Source organism: Monashia sp. HAY1-11D (genome assembly GCF_056868035.1).
Genome location: NZ_CP200320.1, coordinates 2,881,897 through 2,899,346 on the forward strand (window position 1 = coordinate 2,881,897; position 17,450 = coordinate 2,899,346).

The window sequence follows — 17,450 nt, forward strand, 5'->3', positions numbered from 1 at the left end:
TCGACGATGGACGCCGTGACAGCGGGCACGGCACCGGTGTCGCCGCCTGCGGCCGGCTCCGCACCCCGCCACTCGGCCCTCGACATCGCCCGCGCCCTCGGCATGCCACCGCCGACCGCCGAGCAGGCCTCGGTCATCGAGGCCGGGCCGCGACCGCTCCTCGTCGTCGCCGGCGCCGGGTCGGGCAAGACCGAGACGATGGCGGCCCGCGTCGTCTGGCTCGTCGCCAACGGCCTCGTCGCCCCCGACCAGGTGCTCGGCCTCACCTTCACCCGCAAGGCCGCTGCCGAGCTGAGCCAGCGCATCGGCAAGCGCCTGCGCGGGCTCGTGCGCGCCGGCCTCTGGGAGCCGCCCGCCGACGACGGCACCGGGGCCGAGGTGCTCGGCGGCACGCCGACGGTCTCGACCTACCACGCCTACGCCGGTCGGCTCGTGCGCGAGCACGCCCTCCGCGTCGGCATCGAGCCGGAGTACCGGGTCCTCACCGAGGCCGGGGCCTGGCAGCTCGCGGCCGAGGCCGTCTCGCGCTGGGACGGGCCGATGGAGGAGGTCGTCAAGAGCGAGTCGACCGTCATCTCCTCGGTCATGGCGCTCGCCGGCGAGATGGCCGAGCACGTCCGCACGCCGGCCGAGGTCATCGAGCACCTCGATGCCGTCATCGCGCGCCTCGAGGGCCTGCCCGACGGCGAGGGCCGCGGCAGCACCACCCCGGCCCGTGACGCCCTCGCCGTGCTGCGCGAGCGGCGCGCCGTCCTGCCGATCGTCCAGTCCTTCCTCGACCTCAAGCGAGAGCGGGAGTCGCTCGACTTCGCCGACCAGATGGCCGTCGCGGCACGGCTCGCCGGGTCGGTCCCGGCTGTCGGCGCCACCGAGCGGGAGCGGTTCCGGGCCGTGCTCCTCGACGAGTTCCAGGACACCTCCGAGGCCCAGCTGGTACTGCTGCGTGCGCTCTTCCACCACGAGGCCGTCGCCCTGACCGCCGTCGGCGACCCGAACCAGTCCATCTACGGCTGGCGCGGCGCGTCCGCGACGACGCTGCTGCGCTTCCCCGTCGAGTTCGCCGACGCGTCGGGGCCGGCCGCCGTGCTGCCGCTGTCGACGAGCTGGCGCAACGACGCGACCATCCTCGAGGCCGCCAACGTCACGGCACGCCCGCTCGCCACCGAGCACGTGCAACCCCTGCGAGCCCGTCCCGACGCCGGCCGCGGCGCCATCACCGTGGCGCGCCTCGACACCGCGGCAGCCGAGGCCGACCACGTGGCGGCGTGGATCGCGAGCCGGTGGACGAGCCCGTCCGGTCGGCGCACCGGACGCTCGGCAGCGGTGCTCTGCCGCCGCCGGTCCAGCTTCCCGCTCGTCCTCGAGGCGCTGCGCCGGCAGAACCTGCCGGTCGAGGTCGTCGGGCTCGGCGGCCTGCTCGTGACACCCGAGGTCAGCGACCTCGTCGCGGCGCTGTGGGTGGTCCAGGACCCGACGCGCGGTGACATGCTCATGCGCCTGCTCACCGGCCCGGTCGTGCGCCTCGGCGCGGCCGACCTCGCCGGCCTGTGGTCGTGGGCCCGCGAGCTGCACGCGCGGCCCTGGCGGGTCGGCGCGGCGCCGACGACCCAGGCCGCGCTGCCGATCGGCGACCTCCCGGCCGCAGCGACGGCCGAGGGCGTCGGCATCGGCCCTGCAGCGTCGGAGACCGCCGACGGCGCTGACTCCGACCGCCGCGGTTCCGACCTCGCGGCCGACAGCGCCGACACCGCCACGCTCGTCGAGGCCCTCGACGAGCTGCCTCGGCCCGGCTGGACCGGCCGCGACGGCGCCCGCATCGGTGACGAGGCGCTGCGCCGCCTCCACGACCTCGCCGACGTCGTCCGCCGTCTGCGACGCCTCACCGCGCTCCCGCTCGTCGACCTCGTCGCGGAGGCCGAGGTCGCCATCGGCCTCGACGTCGAGGTGCTCGCGCGCGCCGAGCACACCGCGTCCACGGCTCGCGTCCACCTCGACGCCTTCGCGGACGTCGCCGCCCGGTACGCCACCAGCTCGGACCGCCCGACGTTGTCGGGCTTCCTGTCCTGGCTCGACGCGGCGCGCGACCAGGAGCGGGGTCTCGACGCCGGTCACGTCGAGACCGATGCCGACGCCGTCCAGGTGCTCACCGTGCACGCGGCCAAGGGCCTCGAGTGGGACGTCGTGGCCGTCCCCTCGCTCGTCGAGGGTGTCTTCCCGGCGCACTCGGCCACGTCGGTGTCCCTCGTCGACGACGCCGACCCCGTCGAGTACGCGTGCGCGGGCGAACCCAAGGACAAGGGGTGGCTCGTCGGCCTCGACTCCGTGCCCTACGACCTGCGCGGCGACCGCGACGGCCTGCCGGTCCTCGACTGGCGCACCGCGCCGGACCGCAAGGCGCTCGGCGCCGCCATCGAGGCGTTCGTCCTCGAGGGTGGTCGGCACGCCGTGGCCGAGGAGCGCCGCCTCGCCTACGTGGCCCTGACCCGCGCCCGCTCGGAGATGCTGCTGTCCTGCCACGTCTGGGGTGCGACGAAGAAGACGCTCTCGGTTCCCTCGCGCTTCCTCACCGAGGTGTGCGAGGCGATGCCGGCCGAGGTCACCCGCAGCCACTGGGAGCGCGCCCCCGAGCCGCTCCTCGACGACGAGGGCAGGGCCACGCCGCCGACCAACCCGCACCTCGCTGTCCCCGTCTCCGCCACCTGGCCGCACGACCCGATGGGCGACCGGCGAGCAGCCCTCGACGCTGCGGCGTCCCGCCTCGCGTCGGTCATCGAGGCGGGAGTGCCTGTGCCACAGGGAGACCCGCGGCTCGGTGACCTCCGGCTGCTGCTCGCCGAGCGGGACGCACGTCGGGCCCGCAGCCAGGAACCCGTCGTCGACGTCCCCCGGCACCTGTCGGCCTCGGCGGTCGTGTCGCTGGCCCGCGACGTCGAGGCCTTCGCCATGACGCTGCGCCGACCGATGCCGCAGCCCCCTGCCGTCGCGGCGCGGCAGGGCACGGCGTTCCACGCCTGGGTCGAGGAGCACTACTCGCGTGCCGCGATCGTCGACCTGTTCGACCTTCCCGGCAGCGCCGACGAGGGAGCAGCCGACGACGCCGACCTCGAGGCCATGAAGGAGCACTTCCTCGCCGGCGAGTGGGCCGGGCGCGTGCCCGAGGAGGTCGAGCTGTCCATCGAGACCGTCCTCGACGGCATCGCCGTCCGCGGTCGCGTCGACGCGGTGTTCCGGCGAGCCGACGGTGGCTGGACCGTCGTGGACTGGAAGACCGGTGCCCGGCCCAGCGGCCGCGACGCGGCCGTGCGGGCCCTGCAGCTCGGCGCGTACGCCCTCGCCTTCGCCCGACTGCGCGGCGTGCCGCCCGAGCAGGTCGACGCCGCCTTCTACTACGCGGCGGAGGGCGTCACCGTCAGACCCGACCTTCCGCGCGAGCAGGAGCTGCTCGACCTGCTGCGGACGCTGCCGGACTGAGCCGGTTCAGCCGCCCCGGCCCACGTCGGTCGACGGCTCCGGCAGCGCCTCGACCTCGTCGATCTCGAACGCCGACGAGTCCGTGGCGTCGAGGTAGGGCACCGGCTCCGGTCGGACGCCGCCCGCCCGTGGCGGCGCGTCGGCACCCTCCGGCGCGTCGGCACCCTCCGGCGCGTCGGCACCCTCCGGCGCGCGAGGGTCGTCCTGCAGACCCGTACCGGCCTGCAGGGTCCCGGGGTGGCCGTCGACCGGCGGCGCGTGCACGGCCGGGTCGATGAGGACCGTCTCCGCCTGGCGGTGCGACGACCGCTGAGGGGTCGCCCCATCGGGCTCGGTGGTGCCGGTGCCCGCCGGGGCGCCGGAGGCAGGTTCGGGGTCGTCGCGCAGCAACGCGGCCATCGGCACGGCCTGGGTCTCGGCGAGCATCGGGAACGGCACGTCGGCCGTCGGGACGTCGTGGCCCGGCCGCGGCTGCTCGGGGTCGTCGGGGTCCTGGCCGTCAGTGCCCTCGTCCGGGTGGGCGGTGCGCGTCCGTTCGCTGCGGACGGCGTCCTCGCGCGCGTACTCGGCGTCGAGGTCCTCCGTGCGCTCGTCCAGCTCGCGCAGGAGGGCCGCCGTGCGCTCGACGGCTCGGGTGCGTCCCTCCGCGGACGCCTGCAGGAGCGTCGAGAGGACGGCCATCTCCGCGGCGAGCCGGGCCCGGCGCACGAGATGGCCGTCGGGCCGCTCGACGCGAGAGCGGGCATAGGCGCCGAGGACGGCGTCGAAGGTGTCGGGGTCGAGCGTGGCGACGAGGTCGGCGAAGTCGTCGGCGGGGTCCCCGACCCGCGACTCCTCCCACGCGAGGAGGCCGACGACGCGACCGCTGGACGCGTCGTCCTCGTCGTCGAAGGTGGCCAGCACGTTGGGGCCGACGAACGTGCCGTGGACGGCAGTGGGGGCGAACCGCCACAGGGAGACGTCCTCGAGCAGGCCCTCCCACCGCGTCAGCAGGCCGGTCGGCACGTGTCCAGTGGCGGCAGCCCGGTCGAGGTCGGACAGCCGCCGGCGCCGATGCGTCTCGGCGTCGTAGGTCGGTCGCCCCGCCTCCTCGTACAGCAGGTGCTCGAGGTTGTGGACGTGGGCGAGGGCGCGACCGACGGCCTCGGCGAGCGGACCGGGAGGCAGGGCCGCGAAGTCGAGCGGCCGCCCCTCGACACGCGGGTAGACGGCGGCACGACCTTCCGCGACGGGCGCATGGCCCTGGTAGGCCGGCACGGCCAGGTCGAGGCGCCTGGCGAGCAGGGCCGAGAGTCCGACGACGTCGTCGAGCTGGGCGCCGGCGGCCGGCGTGCGCGGCACCTTGACGACCCACTCGCGGTCCTGGCGGTCGCGCACGTGGGCGACCTCGAAGCGGTCGTCGGTGCGAGCGGCGACACCCCTGACCGACACCGGGTCCAGGCCCGGGACGGCCGAGCTCGCCAGGGCGGCGAGGAACAGGGGGCTGCGCGTCACGCGTCCACGGTAGGCCGCGCGCCCGCCGGATCGTGGGAGGTGGGCGGGACGGGCCGGGTCGTGCCGCCCGTACCGCCGTGCCGCCGTACCGCCGTGCCGCCGCACGGCCGCACCGCCGCCCGCGGGTCCCGTGGGGCGCACCCTAGGGTGGAGGCGTGAGCGAGGTCGACGACATCCTGCGCGATCTCGCGCTGTCACGGGGGACGCTCGACCGTGTCGCCCACGAGCGGCAGCGTCCGGACGCCGTCGCGACCCTGCTCGAGGACCCGCGCACGCGGGTCGTCGAGGTCAGGGGAGACCGGCTGCACGTCGTCGAGGACGGCAGCGGTGCGCTCGCCCTGTCGGTGCGCGCGCCCGAGGACGCCGACGCCGGCCGGCTCGTCCTGCACCTGGGACGCGACACCGACGGCGCGGCACACGTCGCCGTCGTCGCGACGGCGGAGCCCGACACCGACGCCGCGGCGGGCGCCGACGGGTGGCTGACGCTGCGGCAGGCCGGGGAGGCGATGGCCGCGCGCGACGCCGGGGTGTTCACCACGGCGCTCGCCCTGGCCCACTGGCACGCCGCTCACCGGTTCTGCCCCCGGTGCGGTGCCCCGACCGAGGCGGTCCAGGCCGGCTGGGTGCGCCGGTGCACTGCGGAGGGCAGTGAGCACTACCCGCGCACCGACCCCGCCGTCATCATGTCCGTCGTCGACCCGGAGGACCGGCTGCTGCTCGGACGCGGGGCGCAGTGGCCCGAGGGTCGGTTCTCGGTGCTGGCCGGCTTCGTCGAGCCGGGGGAGTCCTTCGAGGCCGCGGTCGCACGCGAGGTGCGCGAGGAGGTCGGCATCGCGATCGATGCCGCCCGCTACCTCGGCAACCAGCCCTGGCCGTTCCCGTCCTCGGTGATGATCGGCTTCGCTGCCTCGACGACCGACACCGAACTCGTGCCCGACCCTGCCGAGATCGCCGAGGCCCGCTGGGTGACGCGGCAGGAGTACCGCGACCTGCTGGCCGGCGGGACGATCCGGACCCCGAGCGGCATCTCCATCGCCAAGCGGATCATCGAGCGGTGGCTCGGTGCCACCGTGGAGTCGGTCACCGGCGGCGCGACACCGCGCTGGTGAGCCGGTGACCCGCCAAGAGGTCCTCGCCGACGCGCCGGGACGCGTCAGACCGCGAGGCGCGACTTGACCTCGGCGAGCGAGGGGTTCGTCGCGGCGGTGCCGTCCGGGAAGACGACGGTCGGCACGGTCCGGTTGCCGGCGTTGACCTGTTCGACGAAGTCGACGTGCTCGGGGTTGGCCTCGAGGTCGATCTCGGTGAACGGCACGCCCTCGCGCGTCAGCTGACCCTTGAGCCGCGTGCAGTAGCCGCACCACGTCGTGGTGAACATCGTGATCGAGCCCTCGTCCGGGGTCACCTTGGGCATGCTGTTCCTTCATCCTTCGTCTGCGTCCGTGGCCGGACGCGGTCTCGTGCCGGCTGGGGACGGCCCGTCGCACGTGTCGTCCCTCGGTGCAAGGATGACTCCATGGCCTCGCGCGGTGCAAAACGACCTCCCAAGATGGACGGCGAGGCCTACGAGACCGAGCTGCGGCGGCTGCAGGTCGAGCTCGTCGCGTTCCAGGAGTGGGTGCGGGCCACCGGGCAGCGCGTCGTCGTCGTCTTCGAGGGCCGCGACGCCGCCGGCAAGGGCTCGGCGATCAAGCGGATCACCGAGTACCTCAACCCGCGCGTGGCCCGCATCGCCGCGCTGCCCGCGCCCACCGACCGCGAGCGCAGCCAGTGGTACTTCCAGCGCTACATCGCCCACCTGCCGGCGGCCGGCGAGATCGTCCTGTTCGACCGATCCTGGTACAACCGGGCCGGTGTCGAGCACGTCATGGGCTTCTGCTCCGACGAGCAGTACCACCGCTTCCTCGCCCAGGCCCCCGTGTTCGAGCGGATGCTCGTCGAGGACGGTGTCGTCCTGCGCAAGTACTGGTTCAGCGTCTCCGACGTCGAGCAGGAGCGTCGGTTCCGCTCCCGCGCCAAGGACCCGATGCGGCAGTGGAAGCTCTCCCCGATGGACCTCGAGTCCATCACCCGGTGGGAGGACTACTCCGAGGCCAAGGACCGCATGATGGCCGCGACGAGCACCGACTGGGCGCCGTGGCACGTCGTCGAGTCGGACGACAAGCGGCGTTCGCGCGTCAACGTCATGCACCACCTGCTCACCTCGATCCCGCACGAGCCGATGACCCCCGAGGTGCCCCCCGTGCCCGACCGTCCGGCCCCGCGGGGGTACGAGCGGCCGCCCCAGAGCGAGCAGAACTACGTGCCCGACCACGCCGCGGACGTCCTCGCGGCGGCCGACCAGCGCTCGAAGGGTGATCGGTCCTGAGCCACGCACGCCCCGCAGGCCCTGATGCCCCCGCGACCTCCGCAGGCCGCGCACCGTCCGCCGACGACGTCCTCGCCGGCCTCGACCCCGAGCAGCAGGAGGTCGCGGTCGCGCCACCCGGGCCGCTCTGCATCCTCGCGGGCGCCGGAACGGGCAAGACGCGCGCCATCACGCACCGCATCGCCTACGCCGTGCACTCCGGTGCCCAGCAGCCCCAGCGGGTCCTCGCCCTCACCTTCACGGCGCGCGCCGCGGGGGAGATGCGCACTCGACTCCGCGGGCTCGGTGTCGCCGGCGTCCAGGCGCGCACGTTCCACGCAGCCGCGCTGCGCCAGCTGCACTACTTCTGGCCGCAGGCCATCGGAGGGGCGGCGCCGGAGGTCATGAGCCACAAGGCGCCGGCCGTCGCCGAGGCGGCCTCCCGGCTGCGCATGCAGTTCGACCGCACGACGATCCGCGACCTCGCGGCCGAGGTCGAGTGGGCCAAGGTCAACCTCCTCACCCCGCAGTCCTACGCCACGCGGGCGCGCGAGGCGCGCCGCGAACCGCCGGGCGTGGACCACACGGCGATGGCCCGCCTCTTCGAGGCCTACGAGGACGTCAAGCAGCGGCGCGGCGTCATCGACTTCGAGGACGTCCTGCTGCTCACCGTCGGCATCCTCGACGAGCGCGAGGACATCGCGCGCGCCGTCCGCTCCCAGTACCGGCAGTTCGTCGTCGACGAGTACCAGGACGTCAACGACCTGCAGCAGCGACTCCTCGACCTGTGGCTCGGCGAGCGCGACGACCTCACCGTCGTCGGCGACCCCGCGCAGACCATCTACTCCTTCACCGGCGCGAGCCCCCGCCACCTCGTCGGCTTTCCCAGGCGCTTCCGTGGCGCGCACGTGGTCCGCCTCGTCCGCAACTACCGGTCCTCGCCCCAGATCGTCGCCCTCGCCAACACCGTCGTCGGCTCCGGCACGCAGGCGGCGCGCGAGGGCGCGGTGCGGCTGCAGGCGCAGGGGCGCAACGGCCCCGCCCCCGAGCTCGTGTCCTACGCCGACGACCCCGCCGAGGCAGCCGGAGTCGCCGCGCGGGTCCGCGCGCTCGTCGACGACGGGCACGCGCCGGCCGAGATCGCGGTGCTGTTCCGCACCAACGCCCAGTCGGAGGCCTTCGAGTCGGCCCTCACCGATGTCGGCGTGCCGTACCTCGTCCGAGGCGGCGAGCGGTTCTTCGCCCGCAAGGAGGTGCGCGACGCCATCCTGCTGCTGCGGGGAGCCGCCCGCGGCGACGACGGCGAGAAGTCGCTCGGCAGCCTGACCCGTGACGTCATCACCGGTGCGGGCTGGTCGCCCGAGCCGCCGGCCGGCGGGGGAGCGACGCGCGAGCGCTGGGAGTCGCTGAGCGCCCTCGCGACCCTGGCCGACGACCTCGCCGCCGCAGCTCCCGAGGCGCGACTGCCCGAGCTGGTCGCCGAGCTGGACCGGCGGGCCGCCGAGCAGCACGCGCCCGCCGTGCAGGGTGTCACCCTGGCCAGCCTGCACGCCGCCAAGGGCCTGGAGTGGGACACCGTGTTCCTCGTCGGGGCCTCCGACGGCCTCATCCCCATCTCGATGGCCGAGGGGCCCGACGCCGTCGAGGAGGAGCGGCGCCTTCTCTACGTCGGGCTGACGCGGGCCCGGCGTCGGTTGCACATCTCCTGGTCCTCGGCACGCACCCCGGGCGCCCGAGCGACCCGACGCGTCTCGCGCTTCCTCGCGCCGGCTGCCGACATCCTCGGTGCCGGCGCCCGTGCGGAGGCGAGGAGCGGCGGGTCGCGGCGCAGCGCCCCGAAGCAGGCGCGTCTGGCGTTCTGCCGCGGCTGCGGCACCGAGCTGACGACCGCGGCCCAGCGCAAGACGGGCCGCTGCGACGCGTGCCCTCCGACCTACGACGAGGCCACCTTCGAGCGGCTGCGCACGTGGCGGCTCGCCGTCGCGCGAGCCGCGAGCGTGCCCGCCTACGTGGTGTTCACCGACGCGACCCTGACCGCGATCGCCGAGGAGGCGCCCTCGGACGAGGCGGGACTCGCCGGAATCAGCGGCGTCGGGGCTCGCAAGATCGAGCAGTACGGCGCCGACGTCCTCGCCGTCCTGAAGGGCGCAGATGTCGAAGAGCTTCTTGAAAGGCGTTCTGCCGCAAAGGAATCGCCAGTTCCTTGAGATTGCCTGAAAAAACTTCCGAAATCTTCGATAAATCAGTTGTTCGGTCGCTCGGGGCCCGCGTACCCTTGACGACGTCAAGCCCGACGGCCCAGGTGGCCGGTCGGGGACCGCGAGCCACAGTGAGGAGGGTTGACCTGATGGACATCACCACGATGACGACGAACGCAGTGTCCTGCGTTCTTTCCGTGCGTCTGCGTCCGGTCGGCCAGATCCTCATGGCGGACAACCGTGCTCAGGGCGAGGGGACCACTGTGTCCTTCGCCGCCCGTCAGGGCCGCGGTGTCGCCGGTGCCGGCTCCCTCGTCGAGGGACTCGTCCCGGCCGCCGCCCGCACGTTCGACCCGGACTACAAGACCATCGATGTCGCTCGCTCCCGCTCTGGGAGGCCACCGGTCTAGACACAGACCGAGCCTCACCTCCAGGCCGCGAACCCGACATCACCGGGTTCGCGGCCTTTGTCGTTTCTCACAGCCGAATGCCGCTCCACCCGACCACAGCCACACGGTCAGCCATCACCAGCAGCACCCACCGGTGCCAGACAGATCAGGGAACCCACATGACTCCCCGGATGCCGAGCAGCAGGACCGAGAGCCGCACCACGGGTGCCGGCCTTCGGGCCAGGACAGAGACGAGTGAGACGCAACGGTCGACGACGACCGTGCAGGAGACGGAGGTGAGAACGATGCAGCTGAGCGAGATGCTCGACCTCGGCACCGAGGCCCAGCAGGTCGGGGAGACCATCCCCTGCCGCGACTACGACGCCGAGCTCTGGTTCGCCGAGCGCCCCGAGGACGTCGAGTTCGCCAAGACCCTCTGCGGGCTCTGCCCGGCGCGGGTCCAGTGCCTCGCCGGTGCCCTCGAGCGCCAGGAGCCGTGGGGTGTCTGGGGCGGGCAGCTGCTCGTCCAGGGCGCCGTCGTCGCGAGGAAGCGACCCCGCGGCCGTCCGCGCAAGCACCCCGTGGCCGCCTGAGCTCCGTTGTGACGCACCGCGATCCACATGGCCAGCCGGACCACCGACCACGACACGACCACCCACTTTCTTCCCAGACGAGGAGACCGTCATGAACCAGCTCGAGATGCTGGCTCGCGACCGGATCAACCAGCGCAGTCAGCGCTCGGAGCGCAGCGGCATCCGTCGCAGCGCCCGGCTGATCGCGCAGGAGATCCGCGCCAGTCGACGCCACCACGAGAAGTGACGCTGGTCCCGCAGGAGCGGGACGTCACGGCCAGTACCCCACAACCGAACCGAGTGAGCGAGCCGCGGGTGACGCGAACGTCACCCGCGGTTTCGCGTCCCCGGCCGGTGACCGTCGGGACCTCGGCGCCGTCGCCGGTGTGAGGTCCTGGTTCTGGGCGTGGTGCCCACACGACACGCGCCAGCGGCGGATACTCGAAGTGAGGAGAAGGGAGACCCCCATGGCCACCTCGAGCACCGACGCCGCGCAGAACACGGCGGCCACACCCAGCACCGACCCCGACCCGGCAGAAGCCGCCCTCGTGTGCGGCTCGTGCGGACGGGTCGCCTCCGGCCCCGCCCGTGCCGCCGCCCTCCTGTCTTGGGGCCGGGGCACCGAACGCGGCCGTACGACGTGGACGTGCGAGGCCTGCAGCCGCGAGCACCTCCGCTCGATCGAGAGCAAGCTCGACCCCGCGTGGTGGTGAGGCCGCGCGCCGGGACCGCGACGCAGCCGGTGCCCGCCTAAGCGTCCGCGTCGTCGATCGGCGGCAGGTCGGCGCCGGGCAGCAGCTCGTCGACGGCCTCACGCCCGCGGACGGTGCCCCCGAGCTGCGAGAGGACGCCGATGCCGCCGCCCCAGACCCGGTGGATGAGCAGGTACTCCCGGGGCAGGTTGAGCTTGAAGGCCACCGCGTAGTTCGGCTGGCGAGGGTCGTTGATGTGGGCGAAGACGCCCCGCAGCCACTCCCGGCTGAACGTGAACTCGTCGGTGCGGAACGGCGCCATGAAAGGCTCGAGGTAGTCGAGCAGCCGCTCGGGGTCGATGTCGATGCCCGAACGGACGAAGCCGAGCCGGCGCAGGCCCTCGAGCACCTCCTCGGCGCTGCCGCGCAGACCGGTCGTGAGCAGCGGGCCGATCTCGGGCGGCATGCCCCCGGGCAGCCGGTTGACGGCGCCGAAGTCGATGACGCCGAGGCGCCCGTCGGGCGTGATGCGGAAGTTCCCCGGGTGCGGGTCGGCATGGAGCAGTCCCGCCCGGGCCGGTCCGGCGAGGAGGAACTCGAGGTAGAGCTGCGACGCGGCGTCGCGCTGCTCCCGCGTGCCGGAGTCGATGATCCGCGACAGCGGCAGCCCCTCGAGCCACTCGGAGACGATGACGTGCTCGGCGCCCTCGACGACGTCGGGCACCGCGAACTCGGGGTCGTCCCGGAAGGCCGCCGCGAACGCCTGCTGGGACCGCGCTTCGAGGCGGTAGTCCAGCTCCTCGGCCATCCGCTCGCGCAGCTCGTCGAGGATCGGTCCGAGCTCGATCCCCGGCACCCACCCCGCCGCCATCCGCGCCACCCGCGAGATCTGGCGCAGGTCGCTCATGAGGGCCGCGCCCGCGCCGGGGTACTGGATCTTGACCGCCACCTCGCGGCCGTCGCTCCAGACCGCCCGGTGCACCTGGCCGATGGACGCCGACGCCACGGGGTGGTCGTCGAAGGAGACGAACCGGCTGCGCCAGCGTGGGCCGAGGCTGGTGCGCATCACGCCGTGGACAGAGCTCGTCGGCATCGGTGGGGCGCTGTCCTGCAGCTTGGTCAGCATGGCGCGGTAGGGGCCCGAGAGGTCTTCGGGCAGGGCCGCCTCGAAGATCGACATCGCCTGGCCGAACTTCATCGCGCCACCCTTGAGCTCGCCGAGCACCTGGAACAGCTGCTGGGCGGTGCGGGCCTGCAGCTCGGCGGTGACGACCTCTGCGGGGCGGCCCCCGAGACGCTTGCCCAGGCCGAGTGCGGTGCGGCCGGCGAAGCCGAGGGGCACCGAGGCGAGCTTGGCCGAGCGCACGACGGCCTTGCGCGGCAGGTCGGTCACCGGGCACACCCTCCTTCGACGCGTCCTCCAGCACGGCTGGGCCCGTCGGTCGGCAGGCCCTGCCCCGACTCTAGATGTTTCGGTCTCGCGGCACGGACGGACGCCTGGGCCCCAGCCCTCAGGCCGAGCACCGGTCCGTCGGGGTCCGCGCCTGCGGGTGGGCCCTGCACAGCGGGTGCGGGCTCCAGCGTCGGTGGTCCATCCGCGGCCAGGGCACGGCGACCTCGACGGAGACGCCGCCGGGCAGGGCGTCCCCTCGCACGACGCGTCCGGCTAGCAGGGTCACCGCACCCGCGACGAGCTGGGACAGTCCGGGTGCGAGGGGCTCGCGCCAGGGCGACCGGCCGGTGACCGTGGTGCCCGCCGGCGCCGCGTCGTCGTGCCGCATCGCCTGGGTGAGGACCGTGGGCCAGGCGTCGTCGCGGTCGGTGCGGTGCCGTTCGAGGCACCACAGGCACGGCCCGGACCCGTCGGCCGCAACGAGCGGACCCACCGTCGCGGACGGGCCCGCACCGCTGACCGGCAGGTGCGCCACGCCGTGCGCCAGCCACACGTCGCCGCGACGGGGGTCGACGAGAGGCGCGCCGACGAGGACGACGAGCGCGGGCGCGTCGCGGGCGGGCTCGGCGAGGGCCAGGTCGACGTCGGACCGGTCGCTGACGACGAGGCCGGCACCGGCGTCGCGCAACGCGGCCGCGACGTCGGAGGCCAGCGACGTGTCCCCGTCCACGAGGACCCGCCGCCGGGCCGTCGGCTGCCGCAGGGCGGGACGGCCCGGCCGGCGCACGGACGCCGGCGACCCGGACGCGGCGGAGGCCTCGACGAGCACGCCGAGCGACGCCGCGAGTGCGAGCACGTCACGCCAGCGGCGGCGGGCCACCCCGGCGCCGGCCGCCACGGCGTAGGTCTGGTCGCTCGTCAGCGACCCGTCGAGGCCCGCGAGGAGGCTCGCCTCGGCGGGTGTGACGCCCTCGACGACGGGTGCCCCCGGCAGGAGGCCGAACTGGATCTCGCCGGGACGCCGCACGTACGGCCGCAGCCAGGCGGGCAGGCGAGGACGGTCGGGGACCGGGAACGAGGACATCGGGCCTCCAGGCGGGTCGAGCGGCGACGCCGGTCCTCGGCGGGCGAGGTCCGGACCCGCTCAGGCTGGCAGGCCGCGAGCGGGCCACGAGCGGGTCGTCCACAGGCCCGGGACCGCGTTCCCGGCCGGCAGGCTCGGCAGGCACGAGGCCCGGCAGGCACGAGGCAGGGCACGCACGAGGCTCGGCACGCACGAGGCTCGGCACGCACGAGGCTCGGCACGCACGAGGGGCGGGACCCGTCGGGTCCCGCCCCTCGTCACACGGCGTCAGCGACGCCGTCGCGACCTGGTCAGGCCTTGCCCAGAATGCGGTTGAGGTTCGTGCCACACACGGGGCACTGTCCCTTGGCCATGCGGCGACCGTTGTCGGACACGACAACCTTGCCCTCGGCCTCGCGCTTCTCCTTGCACTTCACGCAGTAGAACTCGCCCTTGTAGGTCTCGTCAGCCATTGGTGTCTCCTTGTAGCTGGCGCCCATCCGACGGGCGCCTCGACTCCTGCAACCCTAGAGCACGCTGAGCACGAAATCATGCTCATCCCCCGCTGGGCGCGCGCGTCGGCGATGCGGTACAGCCCCCTGCTCCAGCGCGTCCGCGCCGTGCTGCGGGCGGCTGTCGGTGTGCTGGCCTAGCCTGCCCCTATGGCAGTGGCGTCCCGCGAGGTGGTGCACACGGTGGTCGACGGTGTCGCCGTCGAGGTCCGCCGCAGCCCGCGTCGCCGTCGCACCGTCTCGGCCTACCGGCAGGAAGGACGCCTCGTCGTCCTCGTCCCGGCCCGGATGAGCCGGGCGGAGGAGGGGGAGTGGGTGCGCACGATGGTGGCGCGCGTCGCCGCGTCGGAACGGCGCCGGCAGCGCAGCGACACCGACCTCGAGCGTCGGGCCCTCGAGCTGTCCCGCGACCACCTCGGCGGCCGCGCGGTGCCCTCGAGCGTGCGCTGGGTCGGCAACCAGGCGTCTCGCTGGGGCTCGTGCACACCTGCCGACGGCACGATCCGCCTGTCCGACAAGCTGCACGGCATGCCGTCCTGGGTCGTCGACTACGTGCTCCTCCACGAGCTGGCCCACCTGCTCCAGCCCGGCCACGGGCCGCAGTTCTGGGCGCTCCTCGAGGGCTATCCGCGCCTGGAGCGGGCGCGGGGCTACCTGCAGGGCGTCTCCGCCGCGGCGGGGCTGGACCTCAGCGACGACTGAACCGACGCCGGTGTCCGCGGTTGCCGCGGTGCTCTCCGTGTCCCCGGAGCCTTCGGCCACCCGGCGCCGCGTGCCCGTGCCGTGCCCGGCGGCCGAAGCGTCAGCCGCGCAGGGCGCGCCTCCCGGCCTCGACGAGGGGACGCAGCTCGTCCCGGGTCCCCTCCGGCAGCGCCTCGACCGGCCACCAGCGCACGTCGAGCGACTCGTCGCTGACCCTGGCCCGGGCGCCACGCGGCACGACGGCCGCGAAGCGGATGTCGAGGTGCTCGCGGCACGACCCGAAGTCGCCGACGAGGGCGTGCCGGTCCAGGTGGACGATGCCGGGCAGGACGGTGAGGGCGTCGATGCCGGACTCCTCGGTGGCCTCGCGGCAGGCGGCGTGCCACACCGACGCGTCGCCTTCCTCGTAGTGACCGCCGAGCTGGAACCACGCCAGGGCGCGCCGGTGGTGCGTGAGCAGGGTGCGCGCGCCCTCGTCGTCGAGGACGACGACGCTGCCGGTCAGGTGCGCCGGTGGTCCCTGCTTGCTCATGGCGTCGGTGTTCGCGGCCAGATGGTCGAGGAACTCGACCCGGAGACGCTCCTGGGCAGCGTCGGGCGCCTGCCACGACTCCAGGCGCGCCATCGCGTCGGCACGCAGCCGCAGCCACGCGTCGCCGACCCCGCGACGTGCCGCGCCGCTGTCCGTCCGGGTCACCGCGGCGGACCGGGGAGGTCCCCGGGATCGCCCGAGTCACCGGAGTCACCGGAGCCACTGGAGCCACTGGAGTCATCGGCCTCTCCGGCGGAGCCCGGTCGGGCACCGCGGCCCCGCTCGCGCTCGGCGTCCTCGAGGATGTCGCGCAGCACGGAGTCGAGGTCGCCGAGCTCGCCGGCACCACCGGCGTCACCGGCCCCGCCGACGCCGGCCGACCCACCGCGCACCCGCTCGACGAAGCCGATCGGGTCGTCGAGGTCGCGTGAGGTGGGGGCGAGGTCCGGGTGGGCCCAGCGACCGTCACGCAGCGACGCCCCGCCCGCGTCCTCGAGCGCGGCCCAGAGGTTGGCCGCGTCGCGCAGCCGGCGCGGGCGCAGCTCGAGGCCGACGAGCCCGGCGAACGTCTTCTGGGCGGCGCCCCCGACGCGACGCCGACGGATCGTCTCGGCGAGCGCCGCCGACTGCGGCAGGTGGCGCGAGGTGGCGCGGTCCGTCACGTGGTCGACCCAGCCCTCGGCGAGCGCGAGGAGGGTCTCGAGCCGGTCGAGCGCCGCCTGTTGGGCGGCCGTCGGCTGGGGCCGGAACAGGTTGCCCTGCAAGGCGGCTCGCAGCGCCTCGGGGTCCGAGGGGTCGATCGTCGAGAGCGCCGACTCGATGGCGTCGGTGTCGATGGTGATGTTGCGCGCGTAGTCCGACACCGCCGACAGCAGCTGTGGGCCGAGCCACGGCACCTCGGCGAACAGCCGGACGCGCGCAGCCTCGCGCACCGCGAGGTAGAGGCGCACCTGGGCGATGTCGATCTCGAGGGAATCGGCGAGCGCGGCGACGTTGCCGGGCAGCAGCGCGACGACCCCGGGCTCGGTCAGGGGCAGCCCGACCTCGGTACCGCTGACGACCTCCGTCGCGAGCGTGCCGACGGCCTGGCCGAGCTGGGCCGAGAACATCTGGCGGCTGAGGTTGCCGAGCATCGGCGCCCACTGCTCCACCATGGCCCGCGGGTCGAAGCCGGCCGGCAGACCGGGCGGCAGCGCGTCACCGAACGCCTCGGGCCCGAGCTCGCCGACCTGCTTGCGCAGCGCGTCGGACGTCGCCGCCGTGACGCCGTCCGAGACCGGCTCGATGAGGTCGAACCAGCGCGGCATCGTCGCCTCGACCCACTCGGCGCGGCTCAGGCCGGTGGCACGCCAGGCCGGCGTCGACAGGGTGGTCTGCTCGTCGAGCCACAGGGAGGCGACGGACACGGCGTCGACGACCGCGCGGGACGCCGCGTCGTCGTGCACGTCGTTGCCCTCACCCGCCAGCACGTGCTTGCGGGCGACGTCGGTGGCGAGGTCGCGCGAGCCGGTCGGGGACTGCTGGGCGGCCATGAACGTGCCGAGCTGGGCCCGCATCGCGGCCTGGGTCGCCGGGTCGGTGAGGTCGACGCCCATGCTGCGCATCGCCTCCGCGAGCTCGGGGTTGCCGGCAGCCTCGCCGAGGACCTGCTCGAGCATCGCGCCGATGTCGGCGGGGGGCACGTCGCCGCCCCCGGGGCGACGCAGCGGCAGCCCGAACGGGCTGTCCGCCCCGAAGAGCCCCGAGGGGTCGGAGGGCACCGACGGCATCGACGGCATCGACGGCACCGTCGGGTCGCCGCTGGACGCCGCGTCACCGCTCGGGTGACCCGTCTCGGCACCGGCCGAGCCGCCTGCCTCGTCACCCGCGTCCGCCCGACCGCCGGACTGCCCGGCGTCGGGTCCGTCCTGCTCGTCGTCGCGTTCGTCGTCGTGTCCGTCGTCCCGCCGGGAACCTCGGTCGTCGGCCATCCTGCTCATCCCCATCGCCGCTGTCGGTTGTCTCTCCAAGACAACCACGGACCGGTCGGGTTGGTTCCCCCGTGGTCGCGGCGACCGGACGCGAGGGCGCGGCCCGGCAGCATAC

16 protein-coding genes are annotated in these 17,450 nt (G+C 74.3%); 9 read left to right on the plus strand and 7 right to left on the minus strand.

From position 1 onward, the window contains the following. The first annotated feature begins 6 nt into the window (after nucleotides 1-6). Nucleotides 7-3,471: an ATP-dependent helicase gene (locus AC1VM9_RS13310; RefSeq protein ID WP_483124013.1), complete on the plus strand. Its 3,465-nt coding sequence runs from the start codon at nucleotides 7-9 to the stop codon at nucleotides 3,469-3,471. A gap of 6 nt (nucleotides 3,472-3,477) precedes the next feature. On the opposite strand, the gene AC1VM9_RS13315 is transcribed toward AC1VM9_RS13310, so the two are convergent. Then, nucleotides 3,478-4,965, minus strand: a complete 1,488-nt coding sequence (locus AC1VM9_RS13315; RefSeq protein ID WP_483122975.1) for a phosphotransferase — start codon at nucleotides 4,963-4,965, stop codon at nucleotides 3,478-3,480. Nucleotides 4,966-5,120: 155 nt separating this feature from the next. On the opposite strand from AC1VM9_RS13315, the gene nudC reads away from it, so the two are divergent. Continuing rightward, a complete protein-coding gene (nudC, locus tag AC1VM9_RS13320; protein WP_481341047.1) occupies nucleotides 5,121-6,074 on the plus strand; it encodes an NAD(+) diphosphatase in 954 nt (317 codons plus the stop codon). A 44-nt stretch (nucleotides 6,075-6,118) separates the two neighbouring features. On the opposite strand, the gene AC1VM9_RS13325 is transcribed toward nudC, so the two are convergent. Continuing rightward, complete coding sequence (locus tag AC1VM9_RS13325) at nucleotides 6,119-6,379, minus strand: mycoredoxin (RefSeq protein ID WP_481341048.1); 261 nt, start codon at nucleotides 6,377-6,379, stop codon at nucleotides 6,119-6,121. Nucleotides 6,380-6,481: 102 nt separating this feature from the next. Here AC1VM9_RS13325 and ppk2 point away from each other — a divergent pair, with 102 nt between their 5' ends. The 6 genes from ppk2 to AC1VM9_RS13355 all read left to right on the plus strand — a co-directional run bounded on the left by ppk2 (nucleotide 6,482) and on the right by AC1VM9_RS13355 (nucleotide 11,184). Then, on the plus strand, nucleotides 6,482-7,333 hold the full coding sequence (gene ppk2, locus AC1VM9_RS13330) for a polyphosphate kinase 2 (RefSeq protein ID WP_481341049.1): 852 nt from the start codon (nucleotides 6,482-6,484) through the stop codon (nucleotides 7,331-7,333). Beyond that, complete coding sequence (locus AC1VM9_RS13335; protein ID WP_483124014.1) at nucleotides 7,330-9,519, plus strand: ATP-dependent DNA helicase UvrD2; 2,190 nt, start codon at nucleotides 7,330-7,332, stop codon at nucleotides 9,517-9,519. The genes ppk2 and AC1VM9_RS13335 overlap by 4 nt, the downstream gene beginning before the upstream one ends. A gap of 140 nt (nucleotides 9,520-9,659) precedes the next feature. After that, on the plus strand, nucleotides 9,660-9,920 hold the full coding sequence (locus tag AC1VM9_RS13340) for a hypothetical protein (RefSeq protein ID WP_481341050.1): 261 nt from the start codon (nucleotides 9,660-9,662) through the stop codon (nucleotides 9,918-9,920). A gap of 284 nt (nucleotides 9,921-10,204) precedes the next feature. After that, on the plus strand, nucleotides 10,205-10,492 hold the full coding sequence (locus tag AC1VM9_RS13345) for a WhiB family transcriptional regulator (RefSeq protein WP_481341062.1): 288 nt from the start codon (nucleotides 10,205-10,207) through the stop codon (nucleotides 10,490-10,492). A 91-nt stretch (nucleotides 10,493-10,583) separates the two neighbouring features. Next, nucleotides 10,584-10,718, plus strand: a complete 135-nt coding sequence (locus tag AC1VM9_RS13350) for a hypothetical protein (RefSeq protein ID WP_481341051.1) — start codon at nucleotides 10,584-10,586, stop codon at nucleotides 10,716-10,718. 220 nt (nucleotides 10,719-10,938) lie between these two features. After that, nucleotides 10,939-11,184, plus strand: a complete 246-nt coding sequence (locus tag AC1VM9_RS13355) for a hypothetical protein (RefSeq protein ID WP_481345357.1) — start codon at nucleotides 10,939-10,941, stop codon at nucleotides 11,182-11,184. A gap of 37 nt (nucleotides 11,185-11,221) precedes the next feature. Here the strand turns inward: AC1VM9_RS13355 and AC1VM9_RS13360 are convergent, their stop codons facing one another. The 3 genes from AC1VM9_RS13360 to AC1VM9_RS13370 all read right to left on the minus strand — a co-directional run bounded on the left by AC1VM9_RS13360 (nucleotide 11,222) and on the right by AC1VM9_RS13370 (nucleotide 14,092). After that, on the minus strand, nucleotides 11,222-12,556 hold the full coding sequence (locus tag AC1VM9_RS13360; RefSeq protein ID WP_483122977.1) for an ABC1 kinase family protein: 1,335 nt from the start codon (nucleotides 12,554-12,556) through the stop codon (nucleotides 11,222-11,224). A 118-nt stretch (nucleotides 12,557-12,674) separates the two neighbouring features. Beyond that, a complete protein-coding gene (locus tag AC1VM9_RS13365; protein ID WP_483122978.1) occupies nucleotides 12,675-13,640 on the minus strand; it encodes a hypothetical protein in 966 nt (321 codons plus the stop codon). A gap of 290 nt (nucleotides 13,641-13,930) precedes the next feature. Next, nucleotides 13,931-14,092 carry a DUF5679 domain-containing protein gene (locus tag AC1VM9_RS13370; protein WP_020143053.1) on the minus strand — a complete coding sequence of 54 codons (162 nt, stop codon included), beginning with the start codon at nucleotides 14,090-14,092 and terminating at the stop codon, nucleotides 13,931-13,933. Nucleotides 14,093-14,281: 189 nt separating this feature from the next. Here AC1VM9_RS13370 and AC1VM9_RS13375 point away from each other — a divergent pair, with 189 nt between their 5' ends. Continuing rightward, the gene (locus tag AC1VM9_RS13375; protein ID WP_481341055.1) at nucleotides 14,282-14,833 is read left to right on the plus strand and encodes a M48 metallopeptidase family protein; all 552 of its coding nucleotides are present in this window, start codon (nucleotides 14,282-14,284) and stop codon (nucleotides 14,831-14,833) included. A gap of 100 nt (nucleotides 14,834-14,933) precedes the next feature. Here the strand turns inward: AC1VM9_RS13375 and AC1VM9_RS13380 are convergent, their stop codons facing one another. Beyond that, a complete protein-coding gene (locus AC1VM9_RS13380) occupies nucleotides 14,934-15,530 on the minus strand; it encodes an NUDIX hydrolase (protein WP_483122980.1) in 597 nt (198 codons plus the stop codon). Then, entirely contained in the window at nucleotides 15,527-17,335 is a 1,809-nt protein-coding gene (locus tag AC1VM9_RS13385) for a zinc-dependent metalloprotease (protein ID WP_483122981.1), read from the minus strand. Before AC1VM9_RS13385 ends, AC1VM9_RS13380 begins: the two co-directional genes overlap by 4 nt. Between the last annotated feature and the right edge of the window lie 115 nt (nucleotides 17,336-17,450).